Annotated in this window: 17 protein-coding genes; 14 read left to right on the forward strand and 3 right to left on the reverse strand. The window is 37.4% G+C overall.

Annotation, left to right across the window (positions count from 1 at the left end; genetic code table 11):
* The first annotated feature begins 139 nt into the window (after positions 1-139).
* Positions 140-1582 carry an MFS transporter gene (locus AC5YDM_RS01825; RefSeq protein ID WP_496150426.1) on the forward strand — a complete coding sequence of 481 codons (1443 nt, stop codon included), beginning with the start codon at positions 140-142 and terminating at the stop codon, positions 1580-1582.
* Positions 1583-1662: 80 nt separating this feature from the next.
* On the forward strand, positions 1663-2913 hold the full coding sequence (locus AC5YDM_RS01830; RefSeq protein WP_496150427.1) for a CaiB/BaiF CoA transferase family protein: 1251 nt from the start codon (positions 1663-1665) through the stop codon (positions 2911-2913).
* A gap of 70 nt (positions 2914-2983) precedes the next feature.
* Here the strand turns inward: AC5YDM_RS01830 and AC5YDM_RS01835 are convergent, their stop codons facing one another.
* Both AC5YDM_RS01835 and AC5YDM_RS01840 read right to left on the reverse strand, forming a co-directional pair.
* Positions 2984-3895, reverse strand: coding sequence for an alpha/beta fold hydrolase (locus tag AC5YDM_RS01835; protein WP_496150428.1), 912 nt, complete (start codon positions 3893-3895; stop codon positions 2984-2986).
* An 80-nt stretch (positions 3896-3975) separates the two neighbouring features.
* Positions 3976-4524 (reverse strand): PadR family transcriptional regulator, encoded by a 549-nt coding sequence (locus AC5YDM_RS01840; protein WP_496150429.1) that lies wholly within the window; start codon positions 4522-4524, stop codon positions 3976-3978.
* 146 nt (positions 4525-4670) lie between these two features.
* On the opposite strand from AC5YDM_RS01840, the gene AC5YDM_RS01845 reads away from it, so the two are divergent.
* The 7 genes from AC5YDM_RS01845 to AC5YDM_RS01875 all read left to right on the forward strand — a co-directional run bounded on the left by AC5YDM_RS01845 (position 4671) and on the right by AC5YDM_RS01875 (position 9926).
* Positions 4671-6695, forward strand: coding sequence for an oxidoreductase (locus tag AC5YDM_RS01845; RefSeq protein WP_496150431.1), 2025 nt, complete (start codon positions 4671-4673; stop codon positions 6693-6695).
* A 139-nt stretch (positions 6696-6834) separates the two neighbouring features.
* Positions 6835-7242, forward strand: a complete 408-nt coding sequence (locus AC5YDM_RS01850) for a nuclear transport factor 2 family protein (RefSeq protein WP_496150432.1) — start codon at positions 6835-6837, stop codon at positions 7240-7242.
* A gap of 95 nt (positions 7243-7337) precedes the next feature.
* Entirely contained in the window at positions 7338-8435 is a 1098-nt protein-coding gene (locus tag AC5YDM_RS01855; RefSeq protein WP_496150433.1) for a YheT family hydrolase, read from the forward strand.
* A gap of 39 nt (positions 8436-8474) precedes the next feature.
* A complete protein-coding gene (locus AC5YDM_RS01860; protein WP_496150435.1) occupies positions 8475-8951 on the forward strand; it encodes a hypothetical protein in 477 nt (158 codons plus the stop codon).
* Complete coding sequence (locus tag AC5YDM_RS01865) at positions 8948-9253, forward strand: hypothetical protein (RefSeq protein WP_496150436.1); 306 nt, start codon at positions 8948-8950, stop codon at positions 9251-9253. The genes AC5YDM_RS01860 and AC5YDM_RS01865 overlap by 4 nt, the downstream gene beginning before the upstream one ends.
* Before the next feature lie 188 nt (positions 9254-9441).
* Entirely contained in the window at positions 9442-9678 is a 237-nt protein-coding gene (locus tag AC5YDM_RS01870; RefSeq protein ID WP_496150438.1) for a hypothetical protein, read from the forward strand.
* An 11-nt stretch (positions 9679-9689) separates the two neighbouring features.
* Positions 9690-9926: a hypothetical protein gene (locus tag AC5YDM_RS01875; RefSeq protein ID WP_496150440.1), complete on the forward strand. Its 237-nt coding sequence runs from the start codon at positions 9690-9692 to the stop codon at positions 9924-9926.
* Between the two features lie 144 nt (positions 9927-10070).
* On the opposite strand, the gene AC5YDM_RS01880 is transcribed toward AC5YDM_RS01875, so the two are convergent.
* Positions 10071-10469 (reverse strand): internalin, encoded by a 399-nt coding sequence (locus AC5YDM_RS01880; RefSeq protein ID WP_496150441.1) that lies wholly within the window; start codon positions 10467-10469, stop codon positions 10071-10073.
* A gap of 228 nt (positions 10470-10697) precedes the next feature.
* On the opposite strand from AC5YDM_RS01880, the gene pyrG reads away from it, so the two are divergent.
* The 5 genes from pyrG to ispD all read left to right on the forward strand — a co-directional run bounded on the left by pyrG (position 10698) and on the right by ispD (position 16346).
* A complete protein-coding gene (gene pyrG, locus AC5YDM_RS01885) occupies positions 10698-12338 on the forward strand; it encodes a CTP synthase (RefSeq protein ID WP_496150443.1) in 1641 nt (546 codons plus the stop codon).
* 48 nt (positions 12339-12386) lie between these two features.
* Complete coding sequence (gene kdsA / locus AC5YDM_RS01890) at positions 12387-13244, forward strand: 3-deoxy-8-phosphooctulonate synthase (protein WP_496125932.1); 858 nt, start codon at positions 12387-12389, stop codon at positions 13242-13244.
* Between the two features lie 44 nt (positions 13245-13288).
* Positions 13289-14578 (forward strand): phosphopyruvate hydratase, encoded by a 1290-nt coding sequence (eno, locus tag AC5YDM_RS01895; RefSeq protein WP_496150445.1) that lies wholly within the window; start codon positions 13289-13291, stop codon positions 14576-14578.
* Between the two features lie 675 nt (positions 14579-15253).
* Positions 15254-15643, forward strand: coding sequence for a septum formation initiator family protein (locus AC5YDM_RS01900; protein WP_496150447.1), 390 nt, complete (start codon positions 15254-15256; stop codon positions 15641-15643).
* Positions 15609-16346 (forward strand): 2-C-methyl-D-erythritol 4-phosphate cytidylyltransferase, encoded by a 738-nt coding sequence (gene ispD / locus AC5YDM_RS01905; RefSeq protein ID WP_496150448.1) that lies wholly within the window; start codon positions 15609-15611, stop codon positions 16344-16346. The genes AC5YDM_RS01900 and ispD overlap by 35 nt, the downstream gene beginning before the upstream one ends.
* The last annotated feature ends 80 nt before the right edge of the window (positions 16347-16426 follow it).

A 16426-nucleotide genomic window follows, 5' to 3' on the forward strand; every position in this document is an offset into this window, starting at 1 on the left:
ATTCATCGAGAGTCTATAGAGATGCTTTGTTATTTTGAAAGTGTAAATTTTTATAAAAATAATAATAATCAAATATTTATATTTAAAAGCATTTAGATGTAGATCCGATGACTCATTTGGGAAAATGAGGGTATGGATGATGAATAATGAAATACAAAACAGTGATGTGATCGGATTAAAACTGCCTTCAAATGTGGGTACTGCCCATAAGATCACGTCGAAAACATGGAAGCTGGCTTTTATATTTGCATTTGTCTCGCTGGTAATCGACGGCGTAGATATCATGTTGCTGTCATTTAGTTTAACCAGTTTAAAAGCTGAATTTGGCTTAACCAATTTTGAAGCAGGGATGTTAGGCAGTGCTTCATTGGCAGGTATGGCGCTAGGTGGTATTACGGGTGGATGGGCTTGTGACAAATTTGGTCGTGTAAAAACGATTGCTTGGTCAGTGGTTTTCTTTTCGATTATGACCTGTATTTTGGGTTTTACTCAAAGCTACGAGCAATTTATGATTTTACGCTTTATTGGTGCCTTTGGTTTAGGTTCACTTTATATGGCGTGTAATACTTTAATGGCTGAATACGTTCCGACCAAATATCGCACAACCGTACTGGGGACACTTCAAACAGGTCAAACCGTGGGTTATATCGTGGCGACTTTAATGGCAGGTGCGATCATTCCTGATCATGGCTGGCGTATGTTGTTTTATGTCACCATTATTCCAGCAGCATTTGCTTTAATCTTTATGCGCTATGTACCTGAGCCTGCATCATGGCAAGAAGCAAAAATTAATCAGCTTAAGCAAAAACAATTAAAGCTTGATCCTATTACAACACAGGTTAATCAGCCTGTTTCAGGACAACCGACTGCTAAAGCATCTGAAAGTATTTACAAACGTATTTTCAGTCATACCCAACATCGTAAAATGTTCTTGCTTTGGATGACCACGGCTGCATTCTTACAGTTTGGTTATTATGGTGTAAATAACTGGATGCCAATGTATCTTGAAACTGAACTGAATATGAACTTTAAAGCCTTAACGGGTTATATGGTGGGTGCATATACAGCGATGATTTTGGGTAAAATTTTAGCAGGTTATGCAGCAGATAAGTTAGGACGACGAATAACTTTTGTTTTTGGTACCGTCACGACGGCAGCATTCTTACCTGTGATTATCTTCTTTAATACACCTGACAATATTGCATATTTATTGGTGATCTTTGGTTTCTTATACGGTATTCCATATGGTGTAAATGCAACCTATATGGCAGAAAGTTTCTCAACGGATGTACGTGGGACTGCGATTGGTGGTGCATATAATATGGGGCGTTTGGGTGCTGCGATTGCTCCAGCGACGATTGGTATGATTGCGGCTGGTAGTTCATTCACCATGGCATTTATCGTAATGGGGGCTGCTTACTTCATTGCAGGTGTGATTCCAGGGTTATTGATTCGTGAACGTCAATACGATCCGCAACAATCTTCATTGGTCAATCAAGACAAAGAGGATGCCAGTGTTGCTGACGGTGTAACAACTGAAACGACCGTCAAAGCTGATACCTTAACCACCAGTAAAACCTAAAAATAATAAAATTTTCAAGCTTGGGAAGCTTTCTTGAAGCGCTTTAAATCCCAAGCTTGAAATAAAAGGAGGCAAAAATCATGAGTGCATTGCAAGGAATTCGAGTATTAGATTTAAGCCGTGTACTGGCAGGACCATGGTGTGGTCAAATTTTAGCGGATTTAGGTGCTGAAGTGATTAAAATCGAACGTCCAAAAGTAGGTGATGATACGCGTACTTGGGGGCCACCTTGGATGATGGATGCATCGGGTGAAATGACACGTGAGTCTGGTTATTTTCAATGTGCCAATCGTAATAAGTATTCAGTTGCGATTGATATAGCGACAGCAGAAGGACAAGCATTGGTTCGAGATATTGCGATGAATTCAGATGTGGTCATTGAAAACTATAAAGTTGGTTCACTGGCTAAGTATGGGTTAGATTTTGAAACCTTGAGTGCAATTAACCCGAAACTGGTCTATTGCTCAATCACAGGGTTTGGTCAAACTGGACCACGCGCTGAAGAACCTGGCTATGACTTTGTGATTCAAGGTATGTCAGGGTTAATGAGTATCACAGGTGAAAAAGAAGGTGAGCCTGGAGCAGGGTCTCAAAAGGTGGGTGTTGCTGTTGTTGATATTCAAACTGGGCTGTATGCTACAGTTGCTATACAAGCAGCGCTATTGGCAAGACAACATACGGGTCGTGGGCAATACATCGATATTTCATTATTAGATGTCCAAGTTGCAACTTTAGCCAATCAAGGTATGAACTATCTCACTACAGGTGTTTCGCCAAAGCGTATGGGGAATAGTCATCCCAACATTGTTCCATATCAAACATTTAAAGCAAAGGATAAAGAATTTATTATTGCATGCGGAAATGATAAGCAATTTAAGGATTTGTGCATCGCGATTGGGTTGACTGAACTGTTAGACGATCACCGCTATATTAAAAATCAAGATCGTGTCAAAAATAGAGTAGAATTGATTCAATGTTTAAGTCAGCACTTTCTGAGTCAGCAAGCTAAACATTGGGTTGATGCAATTCACCAATACAAAGTTCCAGTTGGCGTTATTAATAGCATTGAAGATGCATTTGAAGAACCGCAAATTCGGCATCGTAATATGGTTGTTTCAATGGAACATGCTTTAAACGATCAATTCAAAATGATTGCATCGCCCATTCGAATGTCGGACACGCCAGTAGAATACCATCGTGCACCACCAATGTTAGGCGAGCATACAGCCGAAATACTGAGTCGATATCGCAATGAGTCTGAAATTCAAGCCCTAAAGAATAAAGGCGTGATTGAGCATTTTGGCTTTATTCAAATGGATAAAACGAGCTAGTTAAATCTCATCCTTTCAAAAGTAAATCATAAAGGCTCAGCGTTTGAGCCTTTATTAATGAAGCATCATTTTAAATACTATTTTTCAAAAACTTTGAAATTTCTTGGGTGAATTTAATCGGCTCAGACGTCAAGGGTGTATGCCCAGAACGCTTAAATAGGACGTATTTAGAGTTTTGAACAGATTCTGCAATTTGGATTTGCCCGATAGATGGGTAAAGCGTTGACTGTTCGCCAATAAAGAAAGTCGTTGAACAATTCAATTTCGCTATTGCTTGGCGATAGTCTTCTGTGTGATTTAAATAATTAGAAATATACCATTTCAAATAATCTAATCGTTTTATCGGTAAAAGATGGTTTTTCAGTTTGGGCGTATTGAATGCCAATTTAAATATTTTCGGTGTCATGTTATCTGAGGCTTGTAAGCTAATGAACTTCAGCCACATTTCGGTTAAGTCTTGATGATCTTGAGTCGAGAGTTCGTCAATATATTGAATTGATACTCTTTGACTCAGAAAATCATCAAGTGAGGCTAATAATTGTTTAACTTGAAGATGCTTATCGCCCATTAATCCATAACGCCAAGACTCATCAGAGCTAATTTTTGGCGTTTGGTCGATATGTAAATATGCCTTAATTTTTGAAGCTAAATCTCCATAGTGAAACCCATGCATGGAAGTAGTTGCCCCCATGGAATATCCCATCAAAATAAATTGATCTAATTTAAGTTGTTCGATTAGGGTTTTAACATCACGCCAATGATTTTCTATGGCATTTAAATCTTGCGGGATCGCACAATTTTTAGATCCACCAAAACCACGCCAATCTGGAATAATGAACTGGAATTTATTCAAATTCATTGCTAAGTAAGGCAACCATTGCCAACTTTGCATGCCTAAGCCAGATAGCACCAATACAGGCTCTCCACGTCCAATGATTCTGACATAAAGTTGTTCGCCGTCAGGCATTTTAAAATGAGGCATAGTTGTACCTTGTTTTTATTTTGAGATGGTATTTCAGCTATAGAATCTATGTTTAAAACCAGAACTATAGGCAGACTCATTTATTTAGATGCTTGATCAAACTGTTTAAGCTGGTGAATAACACGCTCTAGCCAATTGATCCAACCTTGTTCCAATTCAATACCCAGTTGTAAAATCATTTTGTGAATATAGAGTTTTCGATCTTGATCATTGGATTGAGCAAAGTCTTTATCAAAAATGATTTGATAAAGTTTTAACTGATTTTGATGCAAAATTAAATGGCGTTCTAACTCTGGAAGTAGGGTATTTTGTCCCAATTGGGCTTCGACCCGTAGACGTACCATGAGCTCTTCACGTAATTGAGCCGGTTGACCTTGTTTATTGAGCCATTCAGTGAGTTCTATTCGTCCTGCCAATTCAACTTGGTAGGTTTTCTTACGACCAGTATCTTGTTCACTTTCTAAAATTGATATCCATCCTTTGGACTGCATTGTGCCCAATTCACGATAGATTTGTTGATGCGTCGCTTTCCAGAAAAATCCCATAGACTTATCAAAGCGACGAGCAAGCTCGAAACCTGAGCTAGGTCTTTCGATTAAACTGGTGAGTAGTACATGGGACAACGACATTATAATTTTTCTAACAAAATTGATTAAAGTCTATTATGCAACATGTTGCACAAAATGCAATTCTCGCTTATAAAGTTATTGAATGCGAATGCAACAAAGTGCAATAAACAACAAAAATGCCAGCAAAAGCCAGCCAAGGAGTACTGATGTCAAATTATCCAAATTTACTTTCACCCTTAGATTTAGGATTTACTACCTTAAAAAACCGTGTCTTGATGGGGTCAATGCATATCGGTTTAGAGGAAGTTCCCGGTGGTTATGATCGTATGGCTGCATTTTATTCAGAGCGTGCGGCAGGTGGTGTAGGCTTGATTGTGACAGGGGGCATCGCACCAAATGATGCTGGGGTGACTTTTGCAGGTGGTTCAAAATTAGATACGCTAGAAGAAGCTGAAAAACATAAAGTCATTACACAGGCGGTGCATGATGCAGGCGGTAAGATTGCGATGCAAATTCTGCATACAGGTCGCTATTCTTATCAAGCTGAAAACGTAGCACCTTCTGCCATTCAAGCCCCGATTAACCCAACCAAGCCACATGCTTTGACCTCTGCTGAAGTGAATCAAACCATCGCAGATTTTGCCAATTGTGCCAAATTGGCACAACACGCTGGGTATGATGGTGTTGAAATCATGGGGTCAGAAGGTTACTTAATTAATGAATTTATTGCTGCACGTACCAATCATCGTGATGATGAATGGGGAGGTAGTTATGAAAATCGAATTCGACTTCCAATCGAAATCGTGAGACGTACCCGCCAAGAAGTGGGTGAGAACTTCATTATTATTTATCGTCTCTCGATGCTGGATTTGGTTGAAGGTGGTTCGACTTTAGATGAAGTAATTTATCTCGCTAAAGAAATCGAAAAAGCGGGTGCAACCATTATCAATACTGGCGTAGGCTGGCATGAAGCGCGTATTCCGACGATTGCTACCAAAGTACCACGTGCAGCATTTACATGGGTGACTGAAAAACTAAAAGGGCATGTCAAGGTACCATTAATTACTTCAAACCGAATTAATACACCTGAAATGGCTGAGCATGTATTGGCTTCAGGTCATGCAGACATAGTGTCGATGGCGCGACCATTATTGGCGGACTCTGCATTTGTGAATAAAGCTGAAGCTGGTAAAAGTGATGAGATCAACACTTGTATCGGTTGTAACCAAGCATGTTTAGATCATATTTTTTCACTGCGTATAGCAACCTGTTTAGTCAATCCACGTGCGTGTTTTGAAACGGAACTGATTTTCAAACAAAGTGAACAAGTTAAAAATATTGCAGTAATTGGTGCGGGTCCAGCAGGATTAAGTTTTGCAACCTATGCCGCTGATCGTGGACATCAAGTCACCATTTTTGATGCGGCAAATCAAATCGGTGGTCAGTTTAATATTGCGAAAACGATTCCGGGTAAAGAAGAGTTCTACGAAACATTACGTTATTTCAAACGTCAAATTGAACTCAAACCAAATATCAAATTACAGTTGAAGCATACCGCGACATTTGAAGAGTTAAATGACTCTGAGTTTGATGAAATCGTTGTGGCGACAGGTGTAACCCCACGTTCATTAGATATTCCAGGAATCGATCACCCTAAAGTCTTGTCTTATATCGAAGTTCTGAAAGACCGCGTACCTGTTGGAAAACGTGTAGCGATTATTGGTGCCGGCGGTATCGGTTTTGATACAGCGGAATATTTAACTCATTCAGGTGAAAGTTCAAGTCTCAATGCTGAAAAATTCTATGATGAATGGGGAATCGACACGAGCTATGCACATGTCGGTGGTCTAAAAGAACCTGTGGTTGAACAATCTGAGCGTGAAATTTATCTATTACAACGTAAAGCGAAATCTGTAGGTGCAGGGCTAGGCAAGACCACAGGTTGGATTCACCGTACAGGTTTAAAAAATCGCAATGTAAATATGATTCCCGGTGTGAACTATGAAAAAATTGATGATGCAGGTTTGCATATTTCAGTTGATGGGCAAGTTAAAGTACTTGATGTAGATCATGTGGTGATCTGTGCAGGTCAAGAGTCATTTACAGCGATGTATGAACAGTTACAGCAAGCAGGGAAGTCTGTACACCTCATTGGTGGGGCTAAAGAAGCAGGTGAATTAGATGCAAAACGCGCAATACGTCAAGGTGCTGAATTGGCAGCTGTAATTTAAGCATTACTCAATAAGATAAATCCTCTATTAAATTTTCTATTCTGATTAAGTTTAATAGAGGGTATTTGAGTGATAGTTTCGACTCTTACTCAGCATGAATTAAAACCTAAAATGAAGAATATTTGAAAAGGAATTTTATATGGCGATTCAACAAACTCAACAATCAATTGCACGCTGGCATGAAATGTTGGCCAATCGTGACATGTCTATTCTCAATGAGCTTTTGGAAGATGACATTGTGTTCCGTTCACCTGTTGCATTTAATCCCTATCCAGGAAAGCCTGTCGTATTTTTTATTTTGAGCAATGTGATTCAAATTTTTGAAAACTTTACTTATCACCGTGAATTTTATACCGAAGATGGTTTAAATGTAGTTTTAGAATTTTCTGCAAATATTGGAGATAAAAAACTCAAAGGGATTGATATGATTCGTTTCAATGAAGAGGGTAAAATGGTTGATTTTGAGGTGATGATTCGTCCTAAAAGTGGAATTGAAGCATTAGCGACTTTAATGGGACAGCGTATGGCTCAAGCGCCGTCTAATTAAGTTAATACAGTTGAATATGTTGATCAGGGAATGACTTTTGCATAGATTTTGTACATAAACTAAAATTAATGTGAAAAGTATAAGGTTTAGAAAGCATGAATATCATGATTAAAAAACTGAATTTTGTTATAGAAAATGTCCTTGATCAGCTGACAGGTGCTGAACGTCCTAAGCTTTATTTTAAGTCTCAGAGCTCGTCAGCCAAAATTATTGAACAATTGGATCAACTTCAAAATAAGTATCGTCCTACACCGTGGTTAGCTAATACCCATATTCATTTATTGTATTTTGATTTGATTCGTAAAAGAACGATTCAGCTTGAATATGACAAAGTTGATCAACTGACCATGCAAGATGGTGGAGTGACTGCAGTGGTTTGGTTTGGATATGATCTTCCAAAGGATACGCCCACGATTGTTCTCATGCATACCATTACAGGGTCACCTGAAAGCATGCGTGAATTGGTAAAAGACTTGAATCAATACACAGGTTGGCGTATTGCACTTTGTATTCGCCGTGGTCATGCAAAATTGCCGATGCCTGTACCAAAAATTAATCTATTTGGATCTACAGCAGATTTAAAAGAGCAAATTGAATTTATTCAAACTACATTTCCAAAGTCTGATTTATATGGTGTGGGTTCATCTGCAGGAACTGGATTGCTGGTTCGTTATCTGGGTGAAGAGGGTGAACAGACACCATTAAAAGCCGCATTTGCTTTGTGCCCAGGCTATAACACCGAAACAGGTTTTAACCTTGTTCATCCATTTTATTCAAAAGTGATGACCAAGAAGTTATTTAAAGCTTTTATACATCCTTATAAAACTACTTGGGCATCTTTATCGGATGTCGCTCATGTTCTACACACCACCAATTTGCAAGACTTTCAGTCACGGTATTATCACTTGGCGGGCTATGAAAGCCTTGAGTCATATCACAAAGCGGTGAACCCTGTTTATGTGTTTGAAAATGTCAAAATTCCTCTGATGATTTTAAATGCTGAAGATGATCCTGTGTGTCATATTCAAAATTTAGAACCCTATAAAGATATGATCCAAAATATGGATAATATTGTGGTTGTGACGACCAAAAAGGGAAGTCATTGTGGGTTTTATGAAGGAACAAGATCAACACATTCATGGGCGAATAAATTGATGGCTGAGTTTTTATTAACTCAAACTAAGACTAGATAAAAGTGCTGTTTAATATGTTGGATATTTTAGCGAGGGTATGTGAATTTAGATCAAATTGAAAAAGAAGTTTTTTGTAGAAAGGGTAAAAGTGGAAATAGTAAATTTTTGAATAATCTCGTACATGAAATTGAATATTCTATGCTTTTGGAGCAGAGCTTTCCTGAAAATATATTTAATTTCTATATGGATGTTTTATCTGATGAGGATTTACTAAAGACTAAAGGTATTGAGTGGTTTGCACACCACTTGTATTCTGACTTTGAAAAAATCAATGATCAACAATTTGAACGATTAAAAGAAAGTTTGATAAAAGTTTCAAAAAATAAAATGAATGATGAGTTTAGATATGTGATTTTAGATCTATTTTTACGAAAATTTAATTATAAAGCCATGACAGATATGAAAAAAATTGCAATAGGCTTGAATTTGAGTGCTGAGGATAATGATATTGTGTATGCAATAGATGAGATGATTCAGCGATATAAATTAGGTTTAATGCAGGATAAATATTTATGAAAGTGAAGTTCTTTTTTAATTGGACTCAAGAATATGAAGGAGGTGAAATCATTCACTTTCCTTACTTGAATATAACGCAGAAAATTGAAAATGACGAAGAAAAATATTGGAGTGTTGCAGCTAATTTCATAGGTTCAATGGATACTACTGACTCAGTATATAGAATATTAAATATCATAAATTTATATAAGCTTGAAAATATGATGTGGAGAGTTGAACTTGTTAATTTGACAGATTCTGCTAAAGCTATTATTCAACAAGATAATATTATTTTTAAAGAGCGCTTTGGTGATTCCTATTAAGATGAACTTAATCTTGATTCGTTTGTGGAAATATTGAATAAATGGTTAGATTATTTACAGACAGTTGATAAAAAAGAAATTGAATTTGAAGTTAATTGATTGTGGAAAGATTGGTGCATTGATAATCCAATATTAAAAATATTTTTTCAAAGATGGTGATATTTAAACAAAAAAACACAGGTCAAATAATGAAATCAAAATTTAATATTGATCATGTAAGTGATTCATCTCATAAACATTTAACTGCTGAAATTTCCTTTGATGGACAAATTTTATGTCTAATTAGTCAAGAAAAAAGGGAAGAGAATATTGAGATAGAGTTTTTCCACCTATTTTATCAAGATAAGAATGATGTTCGTTTTAAATTTAGATTAAGTGATTTTTACTTCATTGTGGATGAGGTAATCCAAGGTTTTGGATTGTAAGAGGTAAAGAAGTGTTCGCAGTCCATATTTTTGATGTAAATGCTATAGAAAGCAAAAAAGCTATCGAAAATATTGTTGTTTCGGCAGAAATTGCTTCTGTGTTGTTAGATTTAGATAGTACTGATTTTCCATTACTATCTGAAATTACATTTATAGATCATGAATTATTCAATGGGGATGATTTGACTCAAGTTAGAAATGAATTGTTAAAGTTGGAATTAAATACAACTGATCAATATAAAAAATAATTTTTAGAAGAAATTATAAAGCTTGTAGATTTAGCTCAAAAGATGAACCTCTGGATTTTATTTGATCCTTTTTATGAATATTAATTTAAAAATAAAAAACCGAGACATATAGCTCGGTTTTTTACATCAGATAAATCTAAAAAATTAGTTATCTAAAGCAGGCGTAGCAGCAGCAATGGCAGCAGCAACTGCATCATCTTCAGATTGACCAGTCTCAGAGTTCGCTTTAGGCGAAGGAGTCGGTTTTTCTACAGCAGGCTTAGGTTCAGCTTTAGGAACTGGATTTGATTCCTGAGCAGCAGGCGCATCGCGATATTCACGAGTAATCGTAGCTGATGTGTTATTCGACTCTTGGTGCTCTACAGACACAGGAGCAGGTGGAATTTCAACTTCAGTCGGCTCTACAGGATCAACTTGAACAGGTTGTTGAACTTCTTCAGTTGTTGTTTCCTGTTCTGGTTCTTTAGGTTCTTCTTTTTTTACACATGCTGTTAAAACCAATGCAGTTGCAATCGCACCAGCAATTAAAAGTTTCTTATTCATAATCGCTCAAAACAAAACTTGATAAATTGATGTCGGTAGTATAACAGCAAATTCACATGATGAAATCACCCTAAGTTTGACTAAATCTTTATTGGAAATGATGATAGAATAACCAATTGTTTATTGTTCTTTGAATTGATGCGGATTGACTTTGCTTTATTGGTACAAGGTAAAGTAAAATTGCGCAACATTGTAGGCCGAATTAGGCTTGATTGTACGAGAAACCCAATGACCCATTTTATTTTCGTGACTGGTGGTGTAGTTTCATCACTAGGTAAAGGTATTTCAGCTGCTTCAGTTGCTGCACTTTTAGAAGCCCGTGGTTTAAAAGTTACCATGGTCAAAATGGATCCATACATTAATGTCGATCCAGGGACAATGAGCCCATTCCAACATGGAGAGGTTTTTGTCACTGAGGATGGTGCTGAAACTGATTTAGACTTGGGTTATTACGAACGTTTCTTACGTCGTGCAAAAATGACTAAGTTAAATAACTTTACTTCAGGCCGTGTTTACCAAGATGTTCTAAACAAAGAACGTCGTGGTGACTATCTTGGCGGTACAGTTCAAGTTATTCCACATATTACGGATAATATTAAAGAGCGCGTACTTCGCGCTGGTGAAGGTTATGACGTTGCGATCGTTGAGATCGGCGGTACAGTAGGTGACATTGAATCTCTCCCATTCATGGAATCTGTACGTCAGTTGATGGTTGAGCTTGGTCATAAACGCACCATGCTAATGCATCTTACTTTGCTTCCATATATCAAATCAGCTGCTGAGCTTAAAACTAAGCCGACTCAACACTCTGTAAAAGAGTTATTGTCGATTGGTATTCAGCCAGATATTTTGATTTGTCGTACTGAATACGATGTTGATGCAGACACTAAACGTAAAATTGCGTTATTCACTAACGTAGAAGCGCGTGCAGTTGTAGTATGTAAAGATGCTCGTACGATTTATGAAATTCCACGTACATTCTATGAACAAGACGTTGATGATCTTATCTGTGAGCGTTTTGGCTATAACGACTTACCTGAAGCAGATTTAACTGATTGGGATAATGTTGTTCAGTCTTTATTGAACCCTGAATATACAGTACGTGTTGCAATGGTCGGTAAATACGTTGAACTTCCAGATGCATACAAATCTGTAAACGAAGCACTTTTACACGCTGGTGTGAAAAACCTCGTTAAAGTTCAGATTGACTACGTAAATGCAGAAGAACTTGAAAGCCAAGATGCCGCAGAAGTATTGAAAGATGCTGATGCAATCTTAGTTCCAGGTGGCTTCGGTGAACGTGGTACAGAAGGCAAAATGAAGGCGATTCAATTTGCTCGCGAAAACAAAGTGCCATTCCTTGGTATTTGTTTAGGTATGCAATTGGCTGTAATCGAATATGCACGTAATGTTGCGGGTATTGCAGATGCAACTTCTACTGAATTTAACCGTTCAACGAAGTCTCCATTGATTGGTTTAATCACTGAATGGTTAGATGAACGTGGTGAAGTTCAACAACGTAGTGCTGAGTCTGATCTTGGCGGTACGATGCGTTTGGGTGCTCAAAAATCTGAATTGGTTGAAGGTACCAAAACAGCTCAGGTTTATGGTTCAAATGAGATTGTTGAACGTCATCGTCATCGTTACGAAATGAACAACCGTTTCATTCCAGCTCTAGAAGAGAAAGGAATGAAAATTTCAGGTTATTCACCAGTACAACGTTTAGTAGAAACTGTTGAAATTCCTGAACATCCTTGGTTTATTGCTGTACAATTCCATCCGGAATTTACAAGTTCACCACGCGATGGGCATCCATTATTTGCTAGCTTTATCGATGCTGCAAAACAGCAGTATGTTAAAACTAAATAATGACTGTATCGACGTCTTGATCGTTTAGGAACAAACTAGGAAGTTTAAATGTCGCAACTAAAACCACAAGAAATTGTACGTTTAGGCGATATACAAATGGCAAATCACTTGCCATTTGTATTATTCGGCGGAATGAACGTACTTGAGTCAAAAGATTTGGCTTTTGAAATTGCTGAAACATATATTGATATCTGCACACGTTTAGATATTCCATATGTATTTAAAGCAAGTTTTGATAAAGCCAATCGCTCAAGCTTAACTTCTTTTCGAGGCCCAGGTCTTGAAAAGGGTCTTGAATGGTTAGCTGACATTAAAAAGCAGTTTAATGTTCCGATCATTACCGATGTACATGAACCGTATCAAGCAGCGCCTGTTGCTGAGGTAGCTGATATTATTCAGCTACCAGCCTTCCTTAGTCGTCAGACTGATCTTGTTGAAGCGATGGCAAAAACAGATGCCATTATCAACATTAAAAAAGCTCAATTCCTTGCACCGCATGAAATGCGTCATATTATGAATAAGTGCTTGGAAGCAGGAAATGACAAATTAATTTTATGTGAGCGTGGCTCAGCATTTGGTTACAACAACTTGGTTGTAGATATGCTTGGCTTTGACACCATGAAAGAAATGAATGTCCCTGTATTTTTTGATGTGACACATTCGCTTCAAACACCGGGTGGTCGTGCTGACTCAGCGGGCGGTCGTCGTGCGCAGATTTCGACACTTGCTCGTGCAGGTATGGCAACAGGTCTTGCTGGATTGTTCCTTGAGGGGCATCCTGATCCAGATAAAGCGAAATGTGATGGTCCTTGTGCGCTACGTATGTCGCAACTTGAGCCATTCTTGGCGCAACTGAAAGAATTGGATACCTTGGTGAAAGGTTTCAAAAAATTAGATACTCATTAATGCTAATTTTAGCATCTCGTTATTAATCAACTGAGGAATTGTTCATGAGCCAAATCGTTGACATTCGTGCACGTGAAATTTTGGACTCTCGTGGTAACCCAACCATCGAAGCAGACGTAATCTTAGAATCTGGCGTAGTTGGCCGTGCATGTGCACCATCTGGTGCTTCAACTGGTTCTCGTGAAGCTTTAGAACTTCGTGATGGCGATAAAGCTCGTTACTTAGGTAAAGGCGTTAAAACTGCGGTTAACAATGTAAACACGCTGATCCGTGATGCATTGGTTGGTAAATCAGTTTTCGAACAAAAAGACATCGATAACACGATGATCGCTTTAGACGGCACTGAAAATAAAGAAAAATTAGGTGCAAACGCAACTTTAGCCGTGTCATTAGCTGCTGCGCGTGCTGCTGCAGACGAAAAGAAAATTCCTCTTTTCCAATACATCGCTGACTTACGTGGTCAATCAATTTTGACAATGCCTGTACCAATGATGAACATCATCAATGGTGGTTCACACGCAGACAATAACGTTGATATTCAAGAATTTATGATTGAGCCAGTGGGCTTCTCTTCATTCTCTGAAGCTTTACGTGCCGGCGCTGAAATTTTCCATTCTTTAAAATCAGTTTTAAACAAAAAAGGTTTAAACACTGCAGTTGGTGATGAGGGTGGTTTTGCACCAAACCTTCGTTCTAACGAAGAAGCGATTACTGTTATTCTTGAAGCAATTGGTCAAACAGGCTACAAAGCTGGTTCTGACATCATGCTTGCGCTTGACTGTGCATCTTCAGAATTCTACAAAAACGGTCAGTACATCCTTGCAGGTGAAGGCAATAAAGCATTCACTAGCAACCAGTTCTCTGACTATTTAGCTGGTTTAGTAAATCAATACCCAATTATCTCGATTGAAGATGGTTTGGATGAGTCTGATTGGGAAGGTTGGTCTTATCTAACTTCAATCCTTGGCGACAAAATCCAATTGGTTGGTGATGATTTATTCGTTACAAACCCTAAAATTTTACAACGTGGTATCAATGAGAAAGTAGGTAACTCTATTCTGATTAAATACAACCAAATCGGTACGTTGACTGAAACTTTAGATGCGATCTACCTTGCTAAAGCAAATGGTTACTCTACAGTGATTTCTCACCGTTCTGGTGAAACTGAAGATTCAACAATTGCTGACTTGGCAGTGGGTACAGCAGCAGGTCAAATCAAAACTGGTTCACTTTGCCGTTCTGACCGTGTAGCAAAATATAACCAATTGCTTCGTATTGAAGAATTAACCAATGCTGCTTACCGCGGTAAAGCAGAATTTAAAGGTTTAAATTAATATTAAATTATTGATTTAGATTGTAAAAAACCACTCTGAAAGGGGTGGTTTTTTATTGTCGTTCAGCTATTTTTGATGGTTGATTATCAATTTGCTAGGGTTTAGTTTTTATATGAATCGTAGACTTTTCACTAAAAAGGTTGTGGTAATAGGAGAGACAAATCTCTTGGTCTTGGATCAAATGATTTAATCCAGTGGTTTGGAAATTTATTAAAAAACTCTCTATCGAATTATTTTTTTTAATTTCAATATATTTTGTTTTCGTCGCACTGCGCGATGTTCTCTTTTCATAATAACCGACATAGAATCCACAAAATTCATTATTTTGAACAATACCATTAACTCTTTTTTGTTTCTCGCAAGAAATCAGTATATATAAGATGAAAATGATGAGTACCGTAGCAGTAAGTATTCTTAATAGCACAGAGATTCCAGAAGGATAGGGCATAAATTGAATATCTTATTTAATTTGAGTTTTTGACAAGTCGGAAAGTGTTTAGTAAATAAAAACATAGTTTAGTTAATTTGTTATTTAACATGAATTTATCGTAAAAGTATTACTCGTAAATATTTTGTGCGAGTTTTGCAGTTTTGCTACAGTTTAGTGTTCTTCATGAAAATTATTTGATGTATATTATCACTTTAAATAAATGCTGTTAAATAAGACCAAAATACATGTTAGATGTCTTTAAAACAACTTCAAGTAAAGTGATTTTGATTGCTGCGATATTGATTATTGCAGTTTTTCAATATCGTTTTTGGTTTGGAGAAGGTGGTTATTTCCCTCATCAAGCTTTAGTTCAGAATATTCAACAACAAATTGAAACCAATGAAGAACTAAAAGAAAGAAACCGCATTTTGGCGGCTGAAGTGTATGACTTAAAAAATGGTGTAGAAGCCATTGAGGAACATGCACGTTTAGATCTAGGTCTGATTAAGCCACATGAAACTTTCGTCCAAATGAGTACGGTAAGTACCAACTACAAACCGATTTATATTGATCCAACTGCACAAGTAGATGTAAGAACCAATGAACGAGCTTCAACTGAATCTGAACAACCGTAAGTTATGGGCTATTATTCCTGCCGCAGGTTCAGGGAATCGTTTTTCAAAAACACAATTAAAACAGTATCAAACCATCCAAGAAAAAACAGTGATTGAACATACTGTGCACCGTCTGAATGAGTTGCCACTGACTGCCTATGTGTTGGCAATTGCTGAAAATGATGACTTTGCACAAACTTTAAGTTTTAGAAATTCGGATAAAGCTTTGTTTTGTCATGGTGGTCAAGAACGGGTCAATTCTGTTTTAAATGCACTTAATTTTTTAACTGATTTTGCAGATCCGAATGATTTGGTTTTTGTACATGATGCGGCACGTCCATGCGTCAGTACTGAAAATCTCATTGAGCTTGTTCAAACAGCACTCAATGAAAATTGTAGTGCTATTTTAGCGACTCCAGTTAGAGATACGCTAAAGCGAGTTCCTAAGTTAATCAATTCAGAAGATGAAAATAGTATTGAAACAACAGTGAGTCGTGATGAATTATGGCAAGCGCAAACCCCACAAATTTCAACGATTGGCTTGTTAAAGTCATCCATTGAACAGGCTTTAAAAGATCAAATTAGCATTACTGATGAAGCGAGCGCTTTAGAGCATATGGGTGAGAAAGTCAAAGTTGTGATGGGGCGTTCTGACAATATTAAGATTACCTATCCCGAAGATTTAGATTTAGCTCAGCTGATTATCCAATCTCAAAATATCTAGTTTATAAAAAAAGTGTTTGTAAAAAGTAAATTGAAGGCATTTCATGCATATAGTGAACTGCCTTTTTTTATGAGAATTTT

Source organism: Acinetobacter sp. CY81, assembly GCF_059515925.1.

Excerpts from the sequence above, each read along its gene's own strand:
- AC5YDM_RS01870 (WP_496150438.1), top strand. The coding sequence starts at position 9,442 with ATGAAATCAAAATTTAATATTGATCATGTAAGTGATTCATCTCATAAA.
- AC5YDM_RS01900 (WP_496150447.1), top strand. The coding sequence starts at position 15,254 with ATGTTAGATGTCTTTAAAACAACTTCAAGTAAAGTGATTTTGATTGCT.
- AC5YDM_RS01865 (WP_496150436.1), top strand. The coding sequence starts at position 8,948 with ATGAAAGTGAAGTTCTTTTTTAATTGGACTCAAGAATATGAAGGAGGT.
- AC5YDM_RS01830 (WP_496150427.1), top strand. The coding sequence starts at position 1,663 with ATGAGTGCATTGCAAGGAATTCGAGTATTAGATTTAAGCCGTGTACTG.
- AC5YDM_RS01855 (WP_496150433.1), top strand. The coding sequence starts at position 7,338 with ATGAATATCATGATTAAAAAACTGAATTTTGTTATAGAAAATGTCCTT.
- AC5YDM_RS01880 (WP_496150441.1), bottom strand. The coding sequence starts at position 10,469 with ATGAATAAGAAACTTTTAATTGCTGGTGCGATTGCAACTGCATTGGTT.
- kdsA (WP_496125932.1), top strand. The coding sequence starts at position 12,387 with ATGTCGCAACTAAAACCACAAGAAATTGTACGTTTAGGCGATATACAA.
- eno (WP_496150445.1), top strand. The coding sequence starts at position 13,289 with ATGAGCCAAATCGTTGACATTCGTGCACGTGAAATTTTGGACTCTCGT.
- AC5YDM_RS01845 (WP_496150431.1), top strand. The coding sequence starts at position 4,671 with ATGTCAAATTATCCAAATTTACTTTCACCCTTAGATTTAGGATTTACT.
- ispD (WP_496150448.1), top strand. The coding sequence starts at position 15,609 with ATGAACGAGCTTCAACTGAATCTGAACAACCGTAAGTTATGGGCTATT.
- AC5YDM_RS01840 (WP_496150429.1), bottom strand. The coding sequence starts at position 4,524 with ATGTCGTTGTCCCATGTACTACTCACCAGTTTAATCGAAAGACCTAGC.
- pyrG (WP_496150443.1), top strand. The coding sequence starts at position 10,698 with ATGACCCATTTTATTTTCGTGACTGGTGGTGTAGTTTCATCACTAGGT.
- AC5YDM_RS01850 (WP_496150432.1), top strand. The coding sequence starts at position 6,835 with ATGGCGATTCAACAAACTCAACAATCAATTGCACGCTGGCATGAAATG.
- AC5YDM_RS01835 (WP_496150428.1), bottom strand. The coding sequence starts at position 3,895 with ATGCCTCATTTTAAAATGCCTGACGGCGAACAACTTTATGTCAGAATC.
- AC5YDM_RS01825 (WP_496150426.1), top strand. The coding sequence starts at position 140 with ATGAATAATGAAATACAAAACAGTGATGTGATCGGATTAAAACTGCCT.